This is a genomic window from Parahoeflea alexandrii (assembly GCF_027214025.1).
Classification (GTDB): Bacteria; Pseudomonadota; Alphaproteobacteria; order Rhizobiales; family Rhizobiaceae; genus Hoeflea; species Hoeflea alexandrii_A.
Window position 1 is genome coordinate 97,572 of sequence record NZ_JAPWHB010000003.1, and the last position, 16,869, is coordinate 114,440.

Annotated in this window: 18 protein-coding genes; 2 read left to right on the top strand and 16 right to left on the bottom strand. The window is 62.6% G+C overall.

Features of this window, described 5'->3' with window-relative positions:
* Window positions 1-5 precede the first annotated feature (5 nt).
* Genes deoA through O4H62_RS10940 form a run of 7 tightly spaced genes read right to left on the bottom strand, consistent with a single transcriptional unit; the run spans window position 6 to window position 6,942 of the window.
* Window positions 6-1,322: a thymidine phosphorylase gene (deoA, locus tag O4H62_RS10910; RefSeq protein ID WP_269387739.1), complete on the bottom strand. Its 1,317-nt coding sequence runs from the start codon at window positions 1,320-1,322 to the stop codon at window positions 6-8.
* Window positions 1,319-2,095 carry a deoxyribose-phosphate aldolase gene (gene deoC / locus O4H62_RS10915; RefSeq protein WP_430538430.1) on the bottom strand — a complete coding sequence of 259 codons (777 nt, stop codon included), beginning with the start codon at window positions 2,093-2,095 and terminating at the stop codon, window positions 1,319-1,321. The genes deoA and deoC overlap by 4 nt, the downstream gene beginning before the upstream one ends.
* Window positions 2,096-2,099: 4 nt before the next feature.
* The gene (locus tag O4H62_RS10920) at window positions 2,100-2,909 is read right to left on the bottom strand and encodes a purine-nucleoside phosphorylase (protein WP_269387743.1); all 810 of its coding nucleotides are present in this window, start codon (window positions 2,907-2,909) and stop codon (window positions 2,100-2,102) included.
* Complete coding sequence (locus O4H62_RS10925) at window positions 2,906-3,298, bottom strand: cytidine deaminase (protein WP_269387744.1); 393 nt, start codon at window positions 3,296-3,298, stop codon at window positions 2,906-2,908. Before O4H62_RS10925 ends, O4H62_RS10920 begins: the two co-directional genes overlap by 4 nt.
* A gap of 1 nt (window position 3,299) precedes the next feature.
* The gene (locus tag O4H62_RS10930) at window positions 3,300-4,271 is read right to left on the bottom strand and encodes an ABC transporter permease (RefSeq protein ID WP_269387745.1); all 972 of its coding nucleotides are present in this window, start codon (window positions 4,269-4,271) and stop codon (window positions 3,300-3,302) included.
* Window positions 4,272-4,276: 5 nt separating this feature from the next.
* Window positions 4,277-5,410: an ABC transporter permease gene (locus tag O4H62_RS10935; protein ID WP_269387746.1), complete on the bottom strand. Its 1,134-nt coding sequence runs from the start codon at window positions 5,408-5,410 to the stop codon at window positions 4,277-4,279.
* Window positions 5,407-6,942, bottom strand: coding sequence for an ABC transporter ATP-binding protein (locus O4H62_RS10940; RefSeq protein ID WP_269387747.1), 1,536 nt, complete (start codon window positions 6,940-6,942; stop codon window positions 5,407-5,409). The genes O4H62_RS10935 and O4H62_RS10940 overlap by 4 nt, the downstream gene beginning before the upstream one ends.
* Window positions 6,943-7,244: 302 nt before the next feature.
* On the opposite strand from O4H62_RS10940, the gene O4H62_RS10945 reads away from it, so the two are divergent.
* Both O4H62_RS10945 and O4H62_RS10950 read left to right on the top strand, forming a co-directional pair.
* Window positions 7,245-7,679 carry an acyl-CoA thioesterase gene (locus tag O4H62_RS10945; RefSeq protein ID WP_269387749.1) on the top strand — a complete coding sequence of 145 codons (435 nt, stop codon included), beginning with the start codon at window positions 7,245-7,247 and terminating at the stop codon, window positions 7,677-7,679.
* Window positions 7,676-7,906 carry a SlyX family protein gene (locus O4H62_RS10950; protein WP_269387750.1) on the top strand — a complete coding sequence of 77 codons (231 nt, stop codon included), beginning with the start codon at window positions 7,676-7,678 and terminating at the stop codon, window positions 7,904-7,906. Before O4H62_RS10945 ends, O4H62_RS10950 begins: the two co-directional genes overlap by 4 nt.
* A 38-nt stretch (window positions 7,907-7,944) precedes the next feature.
* Here O4H62_RS10950 and O4H62_RS10955 read toward each other — a convergent pair whose 3' ends face one another.
* From O4H62_RS10955 to O4H62_RS10995, 9 genes are all read right to left on the bottom strand, one after another.
* A complete protein-coding gene (locus tag O4H62_RS10955; RefSeq protein WP_269387752.1) occupies window positions 7,945-8,775 on the bottom strand; it encodes a TolB family protein in 831 nt (276 codons plus the stop codon).
* Window positions 8,775-10,391 carry a glycoside hydrolase family 43 protein gene (locus O4H62_RS10960; protein WP_269387754.1) on the bottom strand — a complete coding sequence of 539 codons (1,617 nt, stop codon included), beginning with the start codon at window positions 10,389-10,391 and terminating at the stop codon, window positions 8,775-8,777. Before O4H62_RS10960 ends, O4H62_RS10955 begins: the two co-directional genes overlap by 1 nt.
* Entirely contained in the window at window positions 10,388-10,807 is a 420-nt protein-coding gene (locus O4H62_RS10965; protein WP_269387757.1) for a GFA family protein, read from the bottom strand. Before O4H62_RS10965 ends, O4H62_RS10960 begins: the two co-directional genes overlap by 4 nt.
* Complete coding sequence (gene mgrA / locus O4H62_RS10970) at window positions 10,804-11,847, bottom strand: L-glyceraldehyde 3-phosphate reductase (RefSeq protein ID WP_269387759.1); 1,044 nt, start codon at window positions 11,845-11,847, stop codon at window positions 10,804-10,806. Before mgrA ends, O4H62_RS10965 begins: the two co-directional genes overlap by 4 nt.
* A gap of 2 nt (window positions 11,848-11,849) precedes the next feature.
* Window positions 11,850-12,995: a Gfo/Idh/MocA family protein gene (locus tag O4H62_RS10975; RefSeq protein ID WP_269387761.1), complete on the bottom strand. Its 1,146-nt coding sequence runs from the start codon at window positions 12,993-12,995 to the stop codon at window positions 11,850-11,852.
* Between the two features lie 5 nt (window positions 12,996-13,000).
* Complete coding sequence (locus O4H62_RS10980) at window positions 13,001-13,753, bottom strand: sugar phosphate isomerase/epimerase family protein (protein ID WP_269387762.1); 753 nt, start codon at window positions 13,751-13,753, stop codon at window positions 13,001-13,003.
* Window positions 13,754-13,889: 136 nt separating this feature from the next.
* Window positions 13,890-14,972, bottom strand: a complete 1,083-nt coding sequence (locus O4H62_RS10985) for an ABC transporter ATP-binding protein (RefSeq protein ID WP_269387763.1) — start codon at window positions 14,970-14,972, stop codon at window positions 13,890-13,892.
* Window positions 14,973-14,977: 5 nt separating this feature from the next.
* Window positions 14,978-15,862: a carbohydrate ABC transporter permease gene (locus O4H62_RS10990; protein WP_269388553.1), complete on the bottom strand. Its 885-nt coding sequence runs from the start codon at window positions 15,860-15,862 to the stop codon at window positions 14,978-14,980.
* Between the two features lie 40 nt (window positions 15,863-15,902).
* Complete coding sequence (locus O4H62_RS10995; protein ID WP_269387765.1) at window positions 15,903-16,814, bottom strand: carbohydrate ABC transporter permease; 912 nt, start codon at window positions 16,812-16,814, stop codon at window positions 15,903-15,905.
* Window positions 16,815-16,869 lie beyond the last annotated feature (55 nt).

Below are 16,869 nucleotides of genomic sequence, written 5' to 3' on the forward strand. Positions count from 1 at the left end.
GGGGATCACCCGTGGCGGCCCAGGATAACGGGTCCTGCCTGCGGAGCGGCATCGGCAATGCGGATTGCCTTGCGCAGTTCCTGCCCGGAAATGGTCACCTGGTCCGCATTGCGTGCGTGGATCAGCGCGAGCGGTGTGTCTTTCCCGACTTTCGTGCCGATCGGCAGCAACCCGGTCAGCCCGACGGCATGATCGACAGGGTCGCCCGGCCGGGTGCGGCCGCCGCCAAGCGCGACGACGCTCAGACCGATGGCCCGCGTATCGTAGCCGGCTACGTATCCCTCCTGTTGCGCAAGGCAGGGCGAGACCACAGGCGCCTTTGCGAGATGACGGTCGGGATCGCCAAGAAAATCGAGCGGGCCTCCGAGGTCGGCCAGCATCCGGTTGAAGCGTTCCGCGGCACTGCCATCTTCCAGCACCGCAAGGGCGCGGCTGGATGCTTCGTCCACATCGGGCGCCAGGCCTTCCGACACCAGCATTTCGGCCGCAAGCGCAAGGGTGACTTCCAGCAGCCGGACATCGCGGGCCTTGCCGGTCAGGAAATCGGCGGCGTTGCGAACCTCAACGGCATTGCCGGCGGCACTCGCCAGCGGCTGGTTCATGTCGGTGACCAGCGCGGTGGTGGGCATGCCTGCGCCCACGGCGACCTCGACCAGCGAACGCGCCAGCTCATTGGCACGCTCCGGACTGTCCATGAAGGCGCCGTTGCCGCATTTGACGTCGAGCACCAGAGCTCCCAACCCCGCAGCCAACTTCTTCGACAAGATCGAAGCGGTGATCAGGGGCACCGATTCGACCGTGGCGGTCACGTCCCGGATCCCGTAAAACCGCTTGTCGGCCGGCGCCAGATTGCCGGTCTGGCCGATGATGGCGCAGCCCGCCGAGCCGACAACCTTGCGAAACAGGGCGTTGTCCGGCATCGCGCTGTAGCCGGGGATCGATTCCATCTTGTCGAGTGTTCCGCCGGTGTGGCCAAGACCACGGCCGGAAATCATCGGAACCGCCAGTCCGCAGGCCGCCGCAATCGGCGCCAGCATCAGCGAGACATTGTCGCCAACACCGCCGGTCGAGTGCTTGTCGACCACCGGGCGGTCGAGTTCCGGCCAGGACAGCACCTCGCCGGAATCGCGCATGGACACGGTCAGCGCCACCGCCTCGCTGCGGCTCATGCCCTGAAAGAATACCGCCATAGCGAAGGCCGCAACCTGGCCCTCGCTGACGCTGCCGTCCGTCAGACCCTGGATGAAGGCCGCGATATCGGCTGGATCGAGTTCGCCGCCGTCACGCTTGGTGCGGATGATCTCCTGGGGCAGAAAACTCAATAGACCTCTCCCTGACCGGCGGAGGCCGAACGATCCTCGAGCGTGGCCAGAATGTCGCCCAGAAGTCCGGAGGCGCCGAAACGGAACGTCTCCGGCGCGACCCAGCCCGGGCCCATGATTTCGTCGCACAAGGCAAAATAGGCACGGGCATCGTCGACGGTGCGAATGCCGCCGGCGGGCTTGAAGCCGGCCTTGCGGCCCGAGCGCCTGATCGCCTCGAGCATGATCCGCGCCGCTTCCAGCGTCGCATTGACCGCAACCTTGCCGGTCGAGGTCTTGATGAAGTCCGCCTGCTCCTCAAGCGCGATGTCGGAGGCGCGCGCGATCAGCGCCGGATCCTTGAGTTCACCGGTCTCCAGAATGGTCTTGAGCGTAACGGGCGCCGGTGCGGCGGCCCGGACGGCTCGGATCATCGTACGGACAGCCTGTTCGTCGCCACCGGCAAAGGCCTTCCAGGGAATGACCAGGTCGATCTCGTCAGCGCCGTCGGCCACGGCGCGGGAGGTTTCAGCGACGACCGCGCCGACCGGCAAGTCACCGGAGGGAAAGTTGACCACCGTGGCGATGCGGACCGGCGATGAATTCCCAAGCCGCTTGCGTGCGGCGGCGACGAAGCGGGGCCAGATGCACACGGCCGCAGACGATCCATGCTCATTGGTCGCCTTGTCGACCAGCGCCAGGGTTGCCTCCTCGGTCGCCGCATCGCCAAGTTCGGTGAGGTCGAGGCAGGCAAAGGCTGCGGCCGCGACGGCCTTGGGCGATGTGAGGTCGATTGCATCAGCCATGGGATTGCTCCGGGGTCTCGAACATTGCTGTCAGGATGGCCGAAAGCCGCTTGCCGCCGATCGGCGCCATGTCCTTGGTTTCCTGGTGGCTGAGTTCGCCGCCGGTCATTCCGGCGGCAAGATTGGTGATCACCGAGGCTGCAATGACATTCATGCCGAGAAACCGGGCGAGGATGACTTCGGGGACCGTCGACATGCCGACAGCATCCGCGCCGAGCGTGCGCGCCATGCGGATTTCCGCGGGCGTCTCGAAACTCGGGCCCGAAAACCACATGTAGACGCCCTCGTGCAGCTCGATCCCGGTGGCTTGCGCCGCCACCTGCATGCGCTTGCCAAGTTCGGCGTCATAGGCGTTGGTCATGCCGACGAAGCGGCGATCGCTGGGCTCGCCGAACAGCGGGTTGGTGCCGGAAAAGTTGATGTGGTCGGTGATCCGCATCACCGATCCGGGCGGCATGTCCTGACGCAGCGAACCGGCCGAATTGGTCAGGATCAGGTTGGTGACACCAATGCCCTGCAGGGCCTCGAGCGGTGCGCGCATGGCGTCCGCCTTGCCATGCTCGTAATAGTGTACACGGCCCGACAGGATGACCACGGGGGTCTTGCCGATGTATCCGGCAACAACCTCGCCGGCGTGGCCGGAAACCCCGCTTTCGGGGAATCCCGGCAGGTCGCGATAGGGAATGCGTACAGGATCGGTGACGGTTTCGACCAGCGAGCCGAGGCCAGACCCAAGCACCAATGCATGGCGCGGCATCAGCCCATGCAGACGGTCGATGAGAATGTCGATCGCGTTGCTCATCCCAGCGCCTCGGTCTGGAAGGCATAGGGCAAGAGCTCGTCCATGCGCAATGTCTTCTTGATGCCCTCGGCATCACACAGATGGATCAGCGTATCGGCATCGGCGAACTCCGCCAGCCGCTGCCGGCAGCCGCCGCAGGGCGGGCACAGATCGAGCTTCTCTGCAATGACCGCGACTTCGCGAATGCGGGTACCACCGGCCATGACCATGTGGCTGATGGCCGTGGTTTCGGCGCACCAGCCCTCGGGAAACGAGATCACCTCGATATTGGCGCCGGTATGGATCCTGCCGTCGTCGGCGCGAATGGCCGCGCCGACCGGGAACTTCGAATAAGGCGCATGGCACCTGGCCATGGCGTCACGGGCAGCTTCGAACAGATCATGTGCCATGTCAGCGCTCCTTGACATAGGGCACGCCACCGGCGCGCGGGGGAATGGCCTTGCCGATGAAGCCGGCCAACAGGATCACCGTCAGGATATAGGGCAGCGCCTGCATGAACTGCACCGGCACCTCGCCGATGAGCGGCAGCGAATTGCCCTGCATGCGGATCGACATGGCGTCGAGAAAGCCGAACAGCAGGCAGGCGAACATGACGTTGACCGGCTTCCATTTGGCGAAGATCAACGCCGCGAGCGCGATGAAGCCCTTGCCGGCGGTCATTCCCTTGACGAAACCGGCAGTCATCGCCATCGACAGATAGGCACCCGCGATGCCGCACAGGATACCGCAGCAGATCACAGCCCGATACCTGAGCCAGATCACCGAGATCCCGGCGGTATCCACCGCGCCCGGATTTTCCCCCACCGCGCGCAGCCTCAGGCCGAATCTTGTCCGGTAGAGCACCCACCAGGTAAACGGCACCAGCGCGAAGGCAAAATAGGTGAGCAGGAAATGGCCCGAGAGCAGGTTCGAATAGATGGACCCCAGGACCGGAATATCGGCGAGTTCGGCTGCGAACGGCAACTCCACGGTGGTAAACCGCTCGCCCTCACCCAGCTGCGGCGTCCGTCCGCCCTGGCGGAACCAGGCCTGGCCGAGAATCACGGTGGCGCCGAGCGCGATGAAATTGATCGCCACGCCCGAGACGATCTGGTTGCCGCGCTGGGTGATGGAGGCAAAACCATGCACCAGCGCCAGGCACACCGAGACGAAGACCGCGGCGCCGAGCCCGACCAGCGCCGAGCCATAGACCGAGGCGGCGGCCCCGCCGGCAAAGGCCGCGGCGAGCATCTTGCCTTCAAGCCCGATGTCGAAGATCCCGGCGCGCTCGGAGTAAAGTCCCGCCAGCGCCGCCAGGATCAACGGCACGGAGACCCGGACGGTGGACTGGAGGATCACGATAAGGGTGTCGAAATATTCCATGATCATTACTCCGCCGCAGCTATGGATTTGTCGGCGCGGGCTCCGCCAAGCGTCGCGAAGAACGCTGTGATGGCCGGGCGGAACATGTTCTCGAGAGCGCCGGCGAACAGGATCACCAGTCCCTGGATGATGGTGATCATGTCACGCGAGATCTGTGGCATCTCGAACGAGATCTCGGCGCCGCCCTGGTAAAGCATGCCGAAAAGGATGGCGGCGGGAACGATGCCCACCGGATGCGAGCGGCCCATCAGGGCCACGGCGATCCCGACGAAGCCGGCGCCTCCGACAAAATCGAGCTGCATGCGGTGCTGGTCGCCCATGATCGGATTGAGCGCCATCATGCCTGCCAGCGCCCCCGACATCATCATGGTGATGATGATGATGCGGCTTTGGCGAATACCGGCATAGGCTGCCGCCCTGGGGCTGTGGCCCATGGTCCGGATTTCATAGCCGAGCCTGGTGCGCCAGATCACGGCCCAGACGACGCCGGCCATCACCAGCGCCAGCAGGAATGACAGGTTGAATGGCGCCCCGCCCATGTCGACACCGGCCCAGGAGAACATCCAGTCAAGCCGCGGCAGTTGACCGCTTTCGGCAAATGCCCGAGTCTGTGGCGCCATCGAGCCGGCGGGCTTGAGCACATCGACCAGCACGTAGACCATCAGGCTCGAGGCGATGAAATTGAACATGATCGTGGTGATAACCACATGGCTGCCGCGCTTGGCCTGCAGCCAGCCCGGGATCAGCGCCCAGGCGGCGCCGGCGAGAGCCGAGCCGACAATCGCCGCCAGAAACACCAGATACCAGGGCGCGAACTGGTCCAGCCACAGGCAGGGCAGCGCCACGCCGAGACCGGCGACATAGGCCTGGCCCTCGCCACCGATGTTGAACAGGCCGCAATGGAAGGCCACCGCGACCGCAAGTCCCGTGAAGATGAAATTGGTGGCGTAATAAAGGGTGAAGCCGATGCCTTCGCCATAGCCGAAGGCGCCCTGGATCATCAGGCCCGCTGCGCGCACCGGGCTCTCGCCAACGGCCAGCACCACCAGGCCCGCCACGGCAAAGGCGACAGCGAGATTGATGAGCGGGATCAGTCCGTAATCCACCCAGGCGGGCAGCTTTGCATAGGGCACACTCATTGTGCTGCCTCCTTGGTATCTTCCACACCGGCCATCAGCAGGCCAAGCTCGCCTTCGCTGGTGTCCGGCGCGCGCTCGCCGACAATGCGGCCGTCAAACATCACCAGCACCCGGTCCGCGAGCGAGCGGATCTCGTCGAGCTCGACCGAGACCAGCAGCACAGCCTTGCCGGCATCGCGCATCTCGATGATGCGCTTGTGGATGAATTCGATGGCGCCGACATCGACGCCGCGGGTCGGCTGACCGATGACGAGGACCGCGGGATCGCGTTCCATCTCCCGCGCCAGCACGATCTTCTGCTGGTTGCCGCCGGAGAAGTTCGCGGTCTTCAGCCGCGGGTTGGGTGGACGGATGTCATATTTCTCGATCTTGTTGGTCGCATCCTTGCGGATCGCGTCGATGTCGAGAAACATGCCCTTGAGATATTTCGGATCGTCGTGATAGCCGAGAATGGAGTTCTCGCTCTCGTCGAACTTGAGCACCAGTCCCATATGCTGGCGGTCCTCGGGAACATGGGCGAGACCGCGGTGGCGCAACTCCGACGGATCGGCCTTGCCGGTAACATGAATCGGCTCGCCCTGCAGAAGCACCTTGCCGGTCACCGCGCGGCGAATACCGGAAATGGCCTGCAGCAGTTCGGACTGGCCGTTGCCGGCAACACCGGCGATGCCGACGATCTCGCCGGCGCGGACATTGAACGAGACATTCCTGACCATGTCGACGCCGCGGCTGTCGCGCACCGTCAGATTTTCGACCGACAGCATCACCTCGCCGGGCGAGGCCGGGCCCTTTTCGACGTGCAGCAGCACGTGGCGACCGACCATGAGTTCCGCCAGCTCCTCCACCGAGGTCTCCGCCGTTGTCCGGGTCGCGACCATTTCGCCGCGCCGCATCACCGAGACCTCGTCGGTGACGGCCATGATCTCGCGCAGCTTGTGGGTGATCAGCAGGATGGTCTTGCCCTGCTCCTTGAGCTGCTCGAGGATGCGAAACAGATGATCGGCCTCGGCCGGCGTCAGCACGCCGGTGGGTTCGTCGAGAATAAGGATCTCGGCGCCGCGATAGAGCGCCTTGAGGATTTCGACGCGCTGCTGGAGGCCGACCGGAAGCTCCTCGATGATGGCATCGGGATCGACCTCGAGTTCATATTCCTGCTCGAGCCGCTTGAGTTCCTGGCGGGCCTTGGTGATGCCGGCATTGAGGATCTGGCTTTCCTCCGCGCCGAGCATGATGTTTTCCAGCACGGTGAAATTCTCGACCAGCATGAAATGCTGATGCACCATGCCGATGCCGGCGGCGATGGCGGCATTCGGGTCCCTGATGACAGTCTTCCGGCCGTCGACGAAGATGTCGCCGTTATCCGCCTGGTAGAAACCGTAAAGGATCGACATCAGTGTCGACTTGCCGGCGCCGTTCTCGCCGATGATGCCATGAATCGTGCCCTTGCGGACACTCAGGTTGATGTTCTTGTTGGCGTGAACGAGACCGAACTTCTTGTCGATCCCCTTCAGTTCAATGGCAATGTCGTTCATGTCCCCTCGACTTTATTATTATTCTCGCCATTCCCGGTTCGGCCCCGGTTCAGCCCAGCTTTCAGGCACCGCGGGCATACCGCCTACTTCCCTGGACCGGTCGACCCGGGCTGTCCGAAAACCATTCAAATTTTCGGGTCCTTGCTTTAGTCTCGACAGTTCTGAAAGCAAAGTCCAGAATCATTTGGGAATGCGCCTTTGCGGCAGATTGTTTTCAACACCGCCGCGGGACCGCCGACTAGGGGGACCGCATGGCAGCCCGCCTCTTGCACTTCGCCGCCCGGCATGATGAAAGCACGCAAATGACAAGAACACCGCCACCATCGCGCACCGAATTCAAGGTGTTCCGGAGCCTGCAGACCCGTTGGGCCGACAATGACATGTATGGCCACATGAACAACGTGGTCCACTACCAGCTGTTCGATACGGCCATCAATCACTGGCTGATCGAGGCCGGGCTGCTCGATCCGCTGAATGGCGCCATTGTCGGGCTGGTTGTCGAAACCGGTTGCCGCTATCACGCCGAGGCGATGTTTCCGGACCGGATCACCGCCGGTATCCGTGTCGAACGGCTCGGCGGTTCGTCAGTAACCTACGGCATCGGCCTGTTTCGCAATGACGAGGACACGGCCTTCGCCGATGGCCGGTTTGTCCATGTCTATGTCAACAAGGCGACGCGGCGACCGGTGCAACTGCCCGAGCCTTGGCGCGCAAAACTGGGGGAGATGGCTGCATGACCGGGAAAGATGACGCGAGTATGGATCTCGAACCCCGGCTGGTGCGGCTCGAAGAACTGGTGGCGCACCAGCAGGCGGCGATCGAGGATCTGTCGCGGCAGCTGACCGAAGGCTGGAAAGAAAACGAGAAACTGCGCCGCGAGCTGGCGCGGCTCAATGACCGGTTTCAGGACATCGAGGACCAGGCCGGCGGGCCGCCCGCCAACCAGCCGCCACCGCACTGGTAGTCGCAGGCCGCCGGCGTTCCTGCACCGTGGCTCTGCCGTCAGTCCTCAATCCGTGCATACCGCACAAAGGCAAAGCGGCTTGAGTCGGGTGACCAGCAGGGCACGTTGATGGTTCCCTGACCGCCGAACAGCGCCAGCAATGTCCGGACCGAGCCATCCGCCAGATCAAGCAGCCGCAATTCTACATCGCGGTCGCGTGGATGGCCCTCGGTTCCCGGCTCATAGCTGAGATAGAGCACGGAGCGACCATCGGGAGACGGGTGCGGGAACCAGTTGACCCGGTCGTCATCGGTCATCCGTTCGGGTGTGCCGCCTGAAACCGGGATCCGCCACAGGTCCATGGAGCCGCCACGATCGGAATTGAACCAGATCCAGGCGCCATCGGGCGAGTAGTCCGGGCCGTCATAATGACCACCGCCGCTGACAAGGTGCCGTTCATCGCCACCGTCAAGACCAATCGTGTAGATGCCGAACCGGCCGTCGCGGCGGCCGACATAGGCAAGCGTGCTTCCGTCTGGCGACCAGCCGTGCCACCAGGACGGCACCTCGGCGGTGACACGCCGCGGCGTTCCGCCGGCGACCGGCAGCACCCAGATGCAGGATTCCCCGGTATCGGTGGAATCGCTGATCACCAGCATATTTCCGTCGGGCGAGATGCCGTGATCATTGTTGCAATTGACCGCATGGCCGGTGTCGATCGGGACCAGCGCCAGCGCGTCGAGCGGCACCCGGAACATGCGGCCATCGCCGTTGACGAGCAGCGCCGTACCGTCAGGCATCCAGTTCGGCGCCTCAATCAGGCGGTCAGTGCAAAGCAGGTCCTGAACGGCGCCCGAGGCAAGCTCAAGGATGCACAGCGTGCTCCGCATCAGCGTTCACCGGGGATATAGTCGAACCGGTTGAAATCCGCGGGAATGGCGCTGCCGGAGGTGTCGAAGGCGGCCATTCCGGTGAAGGCGCCGGTAAACGAGGCGTGTTCGCCACGCCCACCTTCATCGGAGATCACGCTGGCATCAAGCACCGGGCCGACAGCCTGCCAGTCCTTGCCAGGTACGCGCCAATGGAACTGCAGATCCGCACCATCAACATCCATGGCCAGCTCGACCGGGCCGCTCCCCGGCAGGGCGACCGGTTTTTCGAGCGGAAACTCGAGCTTGCCATGCGGCCAGTCGCCGGGGCAGCTCAGAATGGTCAGCGCCCGCCCCAGCTCCTCGTGCCAGGTGACAGCCAGGTAGTGGAACTTGTGGCGGTTGTAATAGTGCACCAGTCCGGCTGTCTGCTGGAAATTGCGCGGCGTGAAGGCGACCGCGGTTTCAGCGCGGAAGCCCAGGTGCTCCTGACGCCTGGCGACCAGCGCCTGCTCGAACCAGCTGCCAATCGATTCACGCGCATGGAGCCGCAGCGCCGATCCGGTCATTGAGAAGATCCGCTCGGGGTAAGGCGTGCGGAGCCACTGGAATTCCTCCGGAAGCTTTTCGCCGGTGAACTTGCGGCAGACCGGTTCGACCGGCAGTTTGCGGCTGTTCGCGTCGGGCGCGTCCACTTCCAGCGCGGGCACCAGACCGCCTTGCGCCATGCGTAACCAGCCGTCGTCGCCCCAGACGCATTTCTGGATCGCCGTTTCGCGGCCAAGCGGCGAGCGGCGGATTCCCGGCAAGGGCCGCGAGCAGAGATGCGTGTGGTAGACCTGCCCGTCAGGCGTCTCCACGATCTGGCCGTGACCCGCGCGCTGCAAGGCAGCATCGGGCGCGTCCTTCGAGGTCATCAGGAAAGTATCGGGATGCAGTTCGTAGGGTCCGGTCAGATTGCGCGACCGCGCCATGGTGACGGCGTGATCGTAACCGGTGCCGCCTTCGGCAACGGTGATGTAGTACCAGCCATCGCGCCTGAACAGGTGCGAACCCTCGACCAGCCCATGAGAGCTGCCTGCAAAGATGTTGACCGGTTCGCCGATCAGCTTGCCGGCAGCGGCGTCATATTCCTGCGCCAGAATGCCGGCGAAGGCCGGGTGCTTCGGGTTTCCGCCCACCGAATCCGTGCGGTGGTTCCAAACCATGTTGAGGAACCACTTGCGCCCGTCGTCATCGTGAAACAGCGACGGATCGAAGCCGGAGGAATTGACGTAGACCGGGTCCGACCAGGGGCCGGTGATGTCGGGCGCGGTGACGATGTAGTTGTGGGCGTCCTTGAAATTGCCGTCGAGCCGTTTGACATCGGTGTAGACCAGCCAGAACAACCCGTCCGCATGAGACAGGCACGGCGCCCAGATGCCGCAGGAATCCGGATTGCCGCGCATGTCGAGCTGACTTGCGCGGTCAAGCGGGCGACCGACCAGCCGCCAGTTGACCAGATCCGTCGAATGATGGATCTGCACGCCGGGGTACCACTCGAAAGTCGACGTAGCGATATAGTAGTCGCCCCCCACCCGGCAGATCGACGGGTCGGGATTGAAGCCGGGCAGAATCGGATTGATGATCTGGCTCATGGCGCTGCCTCCTGATAGGCGGGCAACCCGGCAGGCACGGAATCCCAAGCCTGGCGCGCCCGCGTGAACTGGGCCTTTTGTGGCGTGAACAAATGCCTGTCATCGAGACTGCCGGCATAGATCGTGACAAGATCCGGCGCGGCCTCCGGCGTTCCGAAGAGCAGGCTGTGGCAGCTGGCGCAGAAGTTTCTTATCGCCCGCAAGCCGCTACCGCCGGTGATTGCAGACATGACCGCCGGGCCTTCCACCGTGAAGCCGGACCTGGCCACGCCCATGATCGGGACGTGGCCGGTGCCGGATGCCTTCTGGCAATCCACGCAATAGCACAACAGGCTGAACAGCACCGGGCCGTTCGCCTGGTAACGGGTCTGCCCGCAGAGGCAGCCACCCGTTATGCGCATTGCGGCGGTTGTCACTTTCTCTTCGGCCCCTCGCGCTCGGCGGATGCCGCCCACAGGTTGATATCTGCGTCGCGGGCATAGGTGTCGATTTCAGCGAGTTCGGCTTCGGTGAACTTCTGATTGTCCAGCGCTCCGACGCAATCGATGATCTGCTGCGGCCGGCTGGCGCCGATCAGAGCGGAGGTGACGCGTCCGCCGCGCAGCACCCATGCCAGCGCCATCTGCGCCAGCGTCTGGCCACGGCGCTTGGCGATTTCGTTGAGCGCCCGGATGTTGCCGAGATTGCGCTCGTTGAGGAATTCCGCATTCAGCGACTTGTGCTGTGCGGCGCGGCTGTCTTCGGGAATGCCGCCCAGATACTTGGCGGTCAGCATGCCCTGGGCCAGCGGCGAGAAGACGATCGATCCGATTCCCTCTTCGTCGAGCGTATCGAGCAGGCCGTCATCCTCCACCCAGCGATTGATCATCGAGTAACTGGGCTGGTGAATGAGGCAGGGGGTTCCGAGCTGCTTGAGGATGGCGGCGGCTTCCTTCGTGCGCTTCGAATTGTAGCTCGAGATCCCGACATAGAGGGCCCGGCCCGAACGGACGATGTGATCGAGCGCCATCATGGTTTCTTCCAGCGGCGTGTCGGGATCGAAGCGGTGCGAATAGAAGATATCGACATAGTCGAGACCCATCCGCTTGAGGCTCTGGTCGCAGCTTGCGACAAGATACTTGCGGCTGCCCCATTCGCCGTAAGGTCCCGGCCACATGCCGTAGCCCGCTTTCGACGAGATGATCATCTCGTCACGCAGGCCATGGAAATCGGTCTTGAGGATTTCACCGAAGGCGGTTTCGGCCGAGCCGGGGGGCGGGCCGTAATTGTTGGCCAGATCGAAATGGGTAATGCCCAAATCAAACGCGGTGCGGCACAGATCGCGCTTGAGCGTGTGCGGTGTATCCCCGCCGAAATTGTGCCACAAGCCGAGCGAAATCGCCGGGAGCTTCAATCCCGACCGGCCGGTTCGGCGGTAGCTCATCGAATCGTAGCGGTTGGCAGCAGGTTTCCACATGGTCAGGCGTCTTTCTCGTTGAGGAGCGCGGCCGCCTCCTCGATACCAAGAGGTGCCGGTTGCTCGCAGCTGGTGGTGGGGCGAACGAATTCGCCGGTTTCCCCAGAGTGGAGGATCGCGGTCATAACGTCTACCACGTGAAGTGCAAACTCCAGCGAGCAGCGGTGCGGCCGGTTTTCGAGGATGGCGATTGCCATGTCGGCAAGACCGGCGGTGCGGTAATTGGCCATCATGCCCTGGTTATGCTGCTGGTTGGGCACGCCGAGCGCATGATCCCATTCCGGCAATTCGCGGGCTTCCCCGCCCTGTCCGACGAGTTCGACCTTGCCGCCGAAGAAATTCGGATCGGGAACGATGAGGCTGGCTTCGGTTCCGTAGAGTTCCATCGGCCGATGGCCATGCGTCTTGACGTCCCAGCTGGCGCCAAGGGTCACGAGCGCTCCGTTGGCGAATTCGAGCACGGCATGCACAGTGGTTGGGGTCTCGACCTTGATCATCTCGCCATTGCGCGGCTCCGAGGTGATCTTGCGCTCGGGGCTGGGGATCGAGGACATGGCCGCGACGCGGACGACCGGGCCGATCAACTGTACCAGATTGGAAATGTAGTAGGGACCGAGATCGAGCACCGGGCCGCCGCCGGGCTTGAAGAAGAAGTCCGGATTGGGGTGCCAGTGCTCCATGCCGGGACTCAGAACATGACAGGTGCCGCCGGTGATGCGGCCTGTGGCGCCTGTATCAACCAGGTGACGCGCCAGTTGATGCGCGCCGCCAAGGAAAGTGTCGGGCGCGGATCCGACGCGCAGCCCCTTTCTTGCAGCCCTTTCGGCGAGATCGCGGCCCTCGGCAACAGAGAGCACGAAGGGCTTTTCCGAATAGACATGCTTGCCGGCGTCGAGCGCCTGGGCCGAGACCGCGTAATGCACCGCCGGCACCGTCAGGTTGACGATCATGTCGATGTCGTCGGCGGCGAGCAGATCCTCGACGCTGTCGGCGCGGATTCCGAACTCGGCCGCGCGGGCGCTGGCGGCCTCCGGGTTGATGTCCGCGCAGGCGCGGACCTCGATACCCTTGAACAGGGGGGAAAGCCGCAGATAGGCGGCCGAGATATTGCCGCAGCCGATGATGCCGACACCAAGAACTTTTGTCATTTCCATTACTCCGCCGCGCCGTTGCACCAATCGAGGGATCGCGACGCGAACCGGCCGGCATCAGAGGGATTGTCATGCTCCATGATGAAGAGCGAGGCAGGCGTGTCGGCCTTCAACTGCCTGAACAGGCCTGACCAGTCCACGGTGCCATGGCCGACATCGGCCCAGCCATCTTCGTCTGTGGCTTCGCCGGCGGCCGCGATGTCCTTGACGTGGACCGCGGTGATCCGCTTGCCATGCCGGGCAATCCAGTCCTTGGCATCCGCGCCGCCACGGATGATCCAGGCAATATCGGCCTCCCAGTCCAGATCCGGCGCCGTTTCCAGCAGGATTTGCATCGGCACCGAGCCATCGGCGAGTGTTGCGAACTCGAAATCATGATTGTGCCAGCCGAAACCGAATCCCGCCGCGCGGACCTTCTCGCCGGCCGCGCTCAGGCGCGCTGCAAAGGCCTGCCAGCCTGCCTTGTCGGTCGGGCGCTTGTCCGCGACGATGTGAGGGCAGTAGATGCGTTCGATGCCAAGGATCGAAGCGGTCCTGAACACCTCGTCGATATCACCTTCCAGCGCATCGATGGAAAAATGCCCGGACGGCATGGCAAGACCATTCTGATCGAGAAGCTTGCGGAATGCGGAGGGGTCTTCATAGACCCCGCCGAACCCCTCGACATTCCTGTAGCCGGTACGGGCGAGCATCGCCAGGACGTCCTGCCAGGGCTGGAAATTGCGGGCGCTGTAGAGCTGAAACGAGAACTTCATGGGAGTGGACTTTCCTGATTGTGTCTTGTCTGGGTGTCATTCGTGTGCCGGATCCAACCACCGCCCCAGTGAACGGGAGAGGAACCGGTATCGTGTGTCTTCCGCGCCATCGAACCTCGGCCGGGGCCGCGCCGGGTCAGAGCCGAAGTTCGGTCTGTGCGTCGAAGATCGAGGCCTTTGCCGGATCGAATCCGATCCTGGTGGTCTGGCCGGCGCGCAATTCGCTCTGGCCGTCGACGCGGAAACGGAATTCCCTGCCGTCCAGCACAGCCCACACAAGAGTGTCTGCTCCCATCGGCTCAACGACTTCGATTTCCACGTCGACGCTGAAGGGTTCATCCGAAGCTGCGGCTCCGCAGCTCACATGTTCCGGCCGGATCCCGAAGATGGCCTTGCCCGGCCGGTCGTCGCTCGCAAAGGGATAGCGGCCGAGGGGCACTTTCGTCGAACCGAAATTCAGCGCCGCCTCGCTGTGATGCGAGAGTTCACCTTCCACGAAATTCATGCCGGGCGACCCCATGAAGCCGGCGACATAAAGATTGACCGGGCGATTGTAGATTTCGTTGGGTGTATCGAGCTGCTGGATGATGCCGTTTCGCATGATGGCGATCCGGTCGGCGAGCGTCAGCGCCTCGATCTGATCGTGGGTCACATAAATCATGGTGTTCTTGAGCCGGTGATGCAGCCGCTTGATCTCGACGCGCAATTCGGCCCGCAGCTTGGCATCGAGATTGGACAAGGGCTCATCGAACAGGAACACGTCGACATCGCGCACCAGGGCGCGGCCGATGGCGACGCGCTGGCGCTGGCCACCGGAAAGTTGCGCCGGTTTGCGCTTGAGCAATGGCTCAATCTGCAGCACTTCGGCGGCACGGGCGATTCGCTTGGCTATCTCGTCCTTTGGCATCCGGGCATTCTTCAGGCCGAATGCCAGATTGCCCTCGACCGACATCTGCGGATAGAGCGCATAGGACTGGAACACCATGCCGATGCCGCGTTCGCTGGGCTGTGACCAGGTGACATTGTTGCCGCCGATAAAGATCTGGCCGTCGGAAATGTCCAGAAGACCTGCGATGCAGTTGAGCAAGGTTGACTTGCCGCAGCCCGACGGCCCGAGAAGGACCAGGAACTCGCCTTCATCGATATCGATGTTGAGGGACTTGAGGATTTCAAGAGACCCGAATTTTAGAGTCAGATCACGGATCGATACACTGGTCACGATAGTTACCCTTTCACCGCACCGGCTGCGATGCCGCGCACGAAAAGTTTCCCGGAAACAAAATAGATGAACAAGGGAACAAGCCCGGTAATGATGGTCGCGGCCATGTTGACGTTATACTCCTTCACCCCCTGAACCGAGTTGACGATGTTGTTGAGCTGAACCGTCATCGGATAGACATCGGGCTTGGTGTAGACCACGCCGAAGAGGAAGTCGTTCCAGATGCCGGTGATCTGGATGATGATGGCGACGACGAAGATCGGCAGGCTCATCGGCAGCATGATCTTGAAATAGATGCCCCAGAAACCGGCGCCATCGACACGCGCCGCCTTGAACAGCTCTTGGGGTACCGTGGTGAAATAATTTCGGAACAGCAATGTCAGGATCGGCATGCCGAAAATGGTGTGCACCAGAATGAGGCCCCAAAGGGTGCCGTAGATGCCCAGTTCGCGCAGCAGTATGACGATCGGGTAAAGCATCACCTGGTAGGGGATGAAGGCACCGAAGATCAGGATGGTGAAAAACACATCCGCTCCCTTGAAGCGCCAATTGGCCAGCGCATAGCCGTTCACCGATGCAATCGCGATCGAAAGAACGACCGATGGCACGGTGATTTGCACCGAATTCCAGAAGCCGCGCGACAGGCCTTCGCAGTTGAGACCCGTGCAGGCGGTGGCCCAGGCCTTGACCCAGGGCTCGAAGGTGATCTCAACCGGCGGGGCAAAGATGTTTCCGAGCCGGATTTCCGGCATGCCCTTGAGCGATGTGACAATCATCACATAGAGCGGCAGCAGGTAGTAGACCGAGAACAGCAGAAGGGTGCCGTAGATGAAAACATTGCGCGGCGAGATTGCGCGTTTGGGCTTGGCGCCGCGAGGACCATCCACCATACCAGGCGATGCGGCGAGCCGGGTGTCAAGAGTGGTCACTTCAGTCACGCTGGCGTCCTCCAAATTCCATGTAGGCCCAGGGGATGAGGACGATCAGAACCGCCAGCAGCATCATGGTCGAGCCGGCGAAACCCTGACCAAGATTCTGCGACAGGAACATCGCGTCATAAACATACTTGGCCGGGACTTCGGAGGCGATGCCGGGCCCGCCGGAGGTCTGGGCGACGACCAGATCGTACAGCTTGACTATGCCCGAGGCGATGATGACCAAAGTTGTGACGAAGACGGCTCGCATCATCGGAATGACGATAAAGATGTAGGTTTTCCATGCCGGGATGCCGTCGACGCGGGCGGCCTTCCAGATATCCTCGTCAATTCCGCGCAGGCCTGCCAGCATCAGGCACATGATCAAGCCGGTACCTTGCCAGAGACCGGCAATGAGAATGCCGTAGATGACGATTTCCTGGTTGTTCAACGGGTCAAAGGAAAAACTCTCCCATCCCATCGACCGAACCACTTTCTGAATGCCGAAATCGGGATTGAGAATCCACTGCCAGACCAGTCCTGTAACAATGAACGACAAGGCGAAGGGATACAGCATGATCGAGCGAAACGTATTCTCGAAGCGGATTTTCTGGTCGAGCAAGGCCGCCAGGACGAAGCCGATCACCAGCGAGAAGACCAGCGAACACAGCCCGTAGATGACCATATTCTCAATGGCGATCCCCCATTTGGAACTCGACCAGAGGCGCTCGTACTGATCAAGCCCGATGAATTGGGCCTTGGGAAGCAGCCTGGATTTCGTGAACGAAAAGACCACCGTCCAGATCGTCCCTCCCATGAAAACCACAAGGGCCGTCAGGATCATCGGAATGGCGGCGATCTTTGCCGCCTTGTTCCGAAATAAGCTAATGGGGCGCTGCGTTGCCGCAGTCGCGCGTATCGTGGTCATCGCCGGCCTCCCCGAATGACGAATAACCGCCGGCCCGCTTCAGCGGACCGGCGGT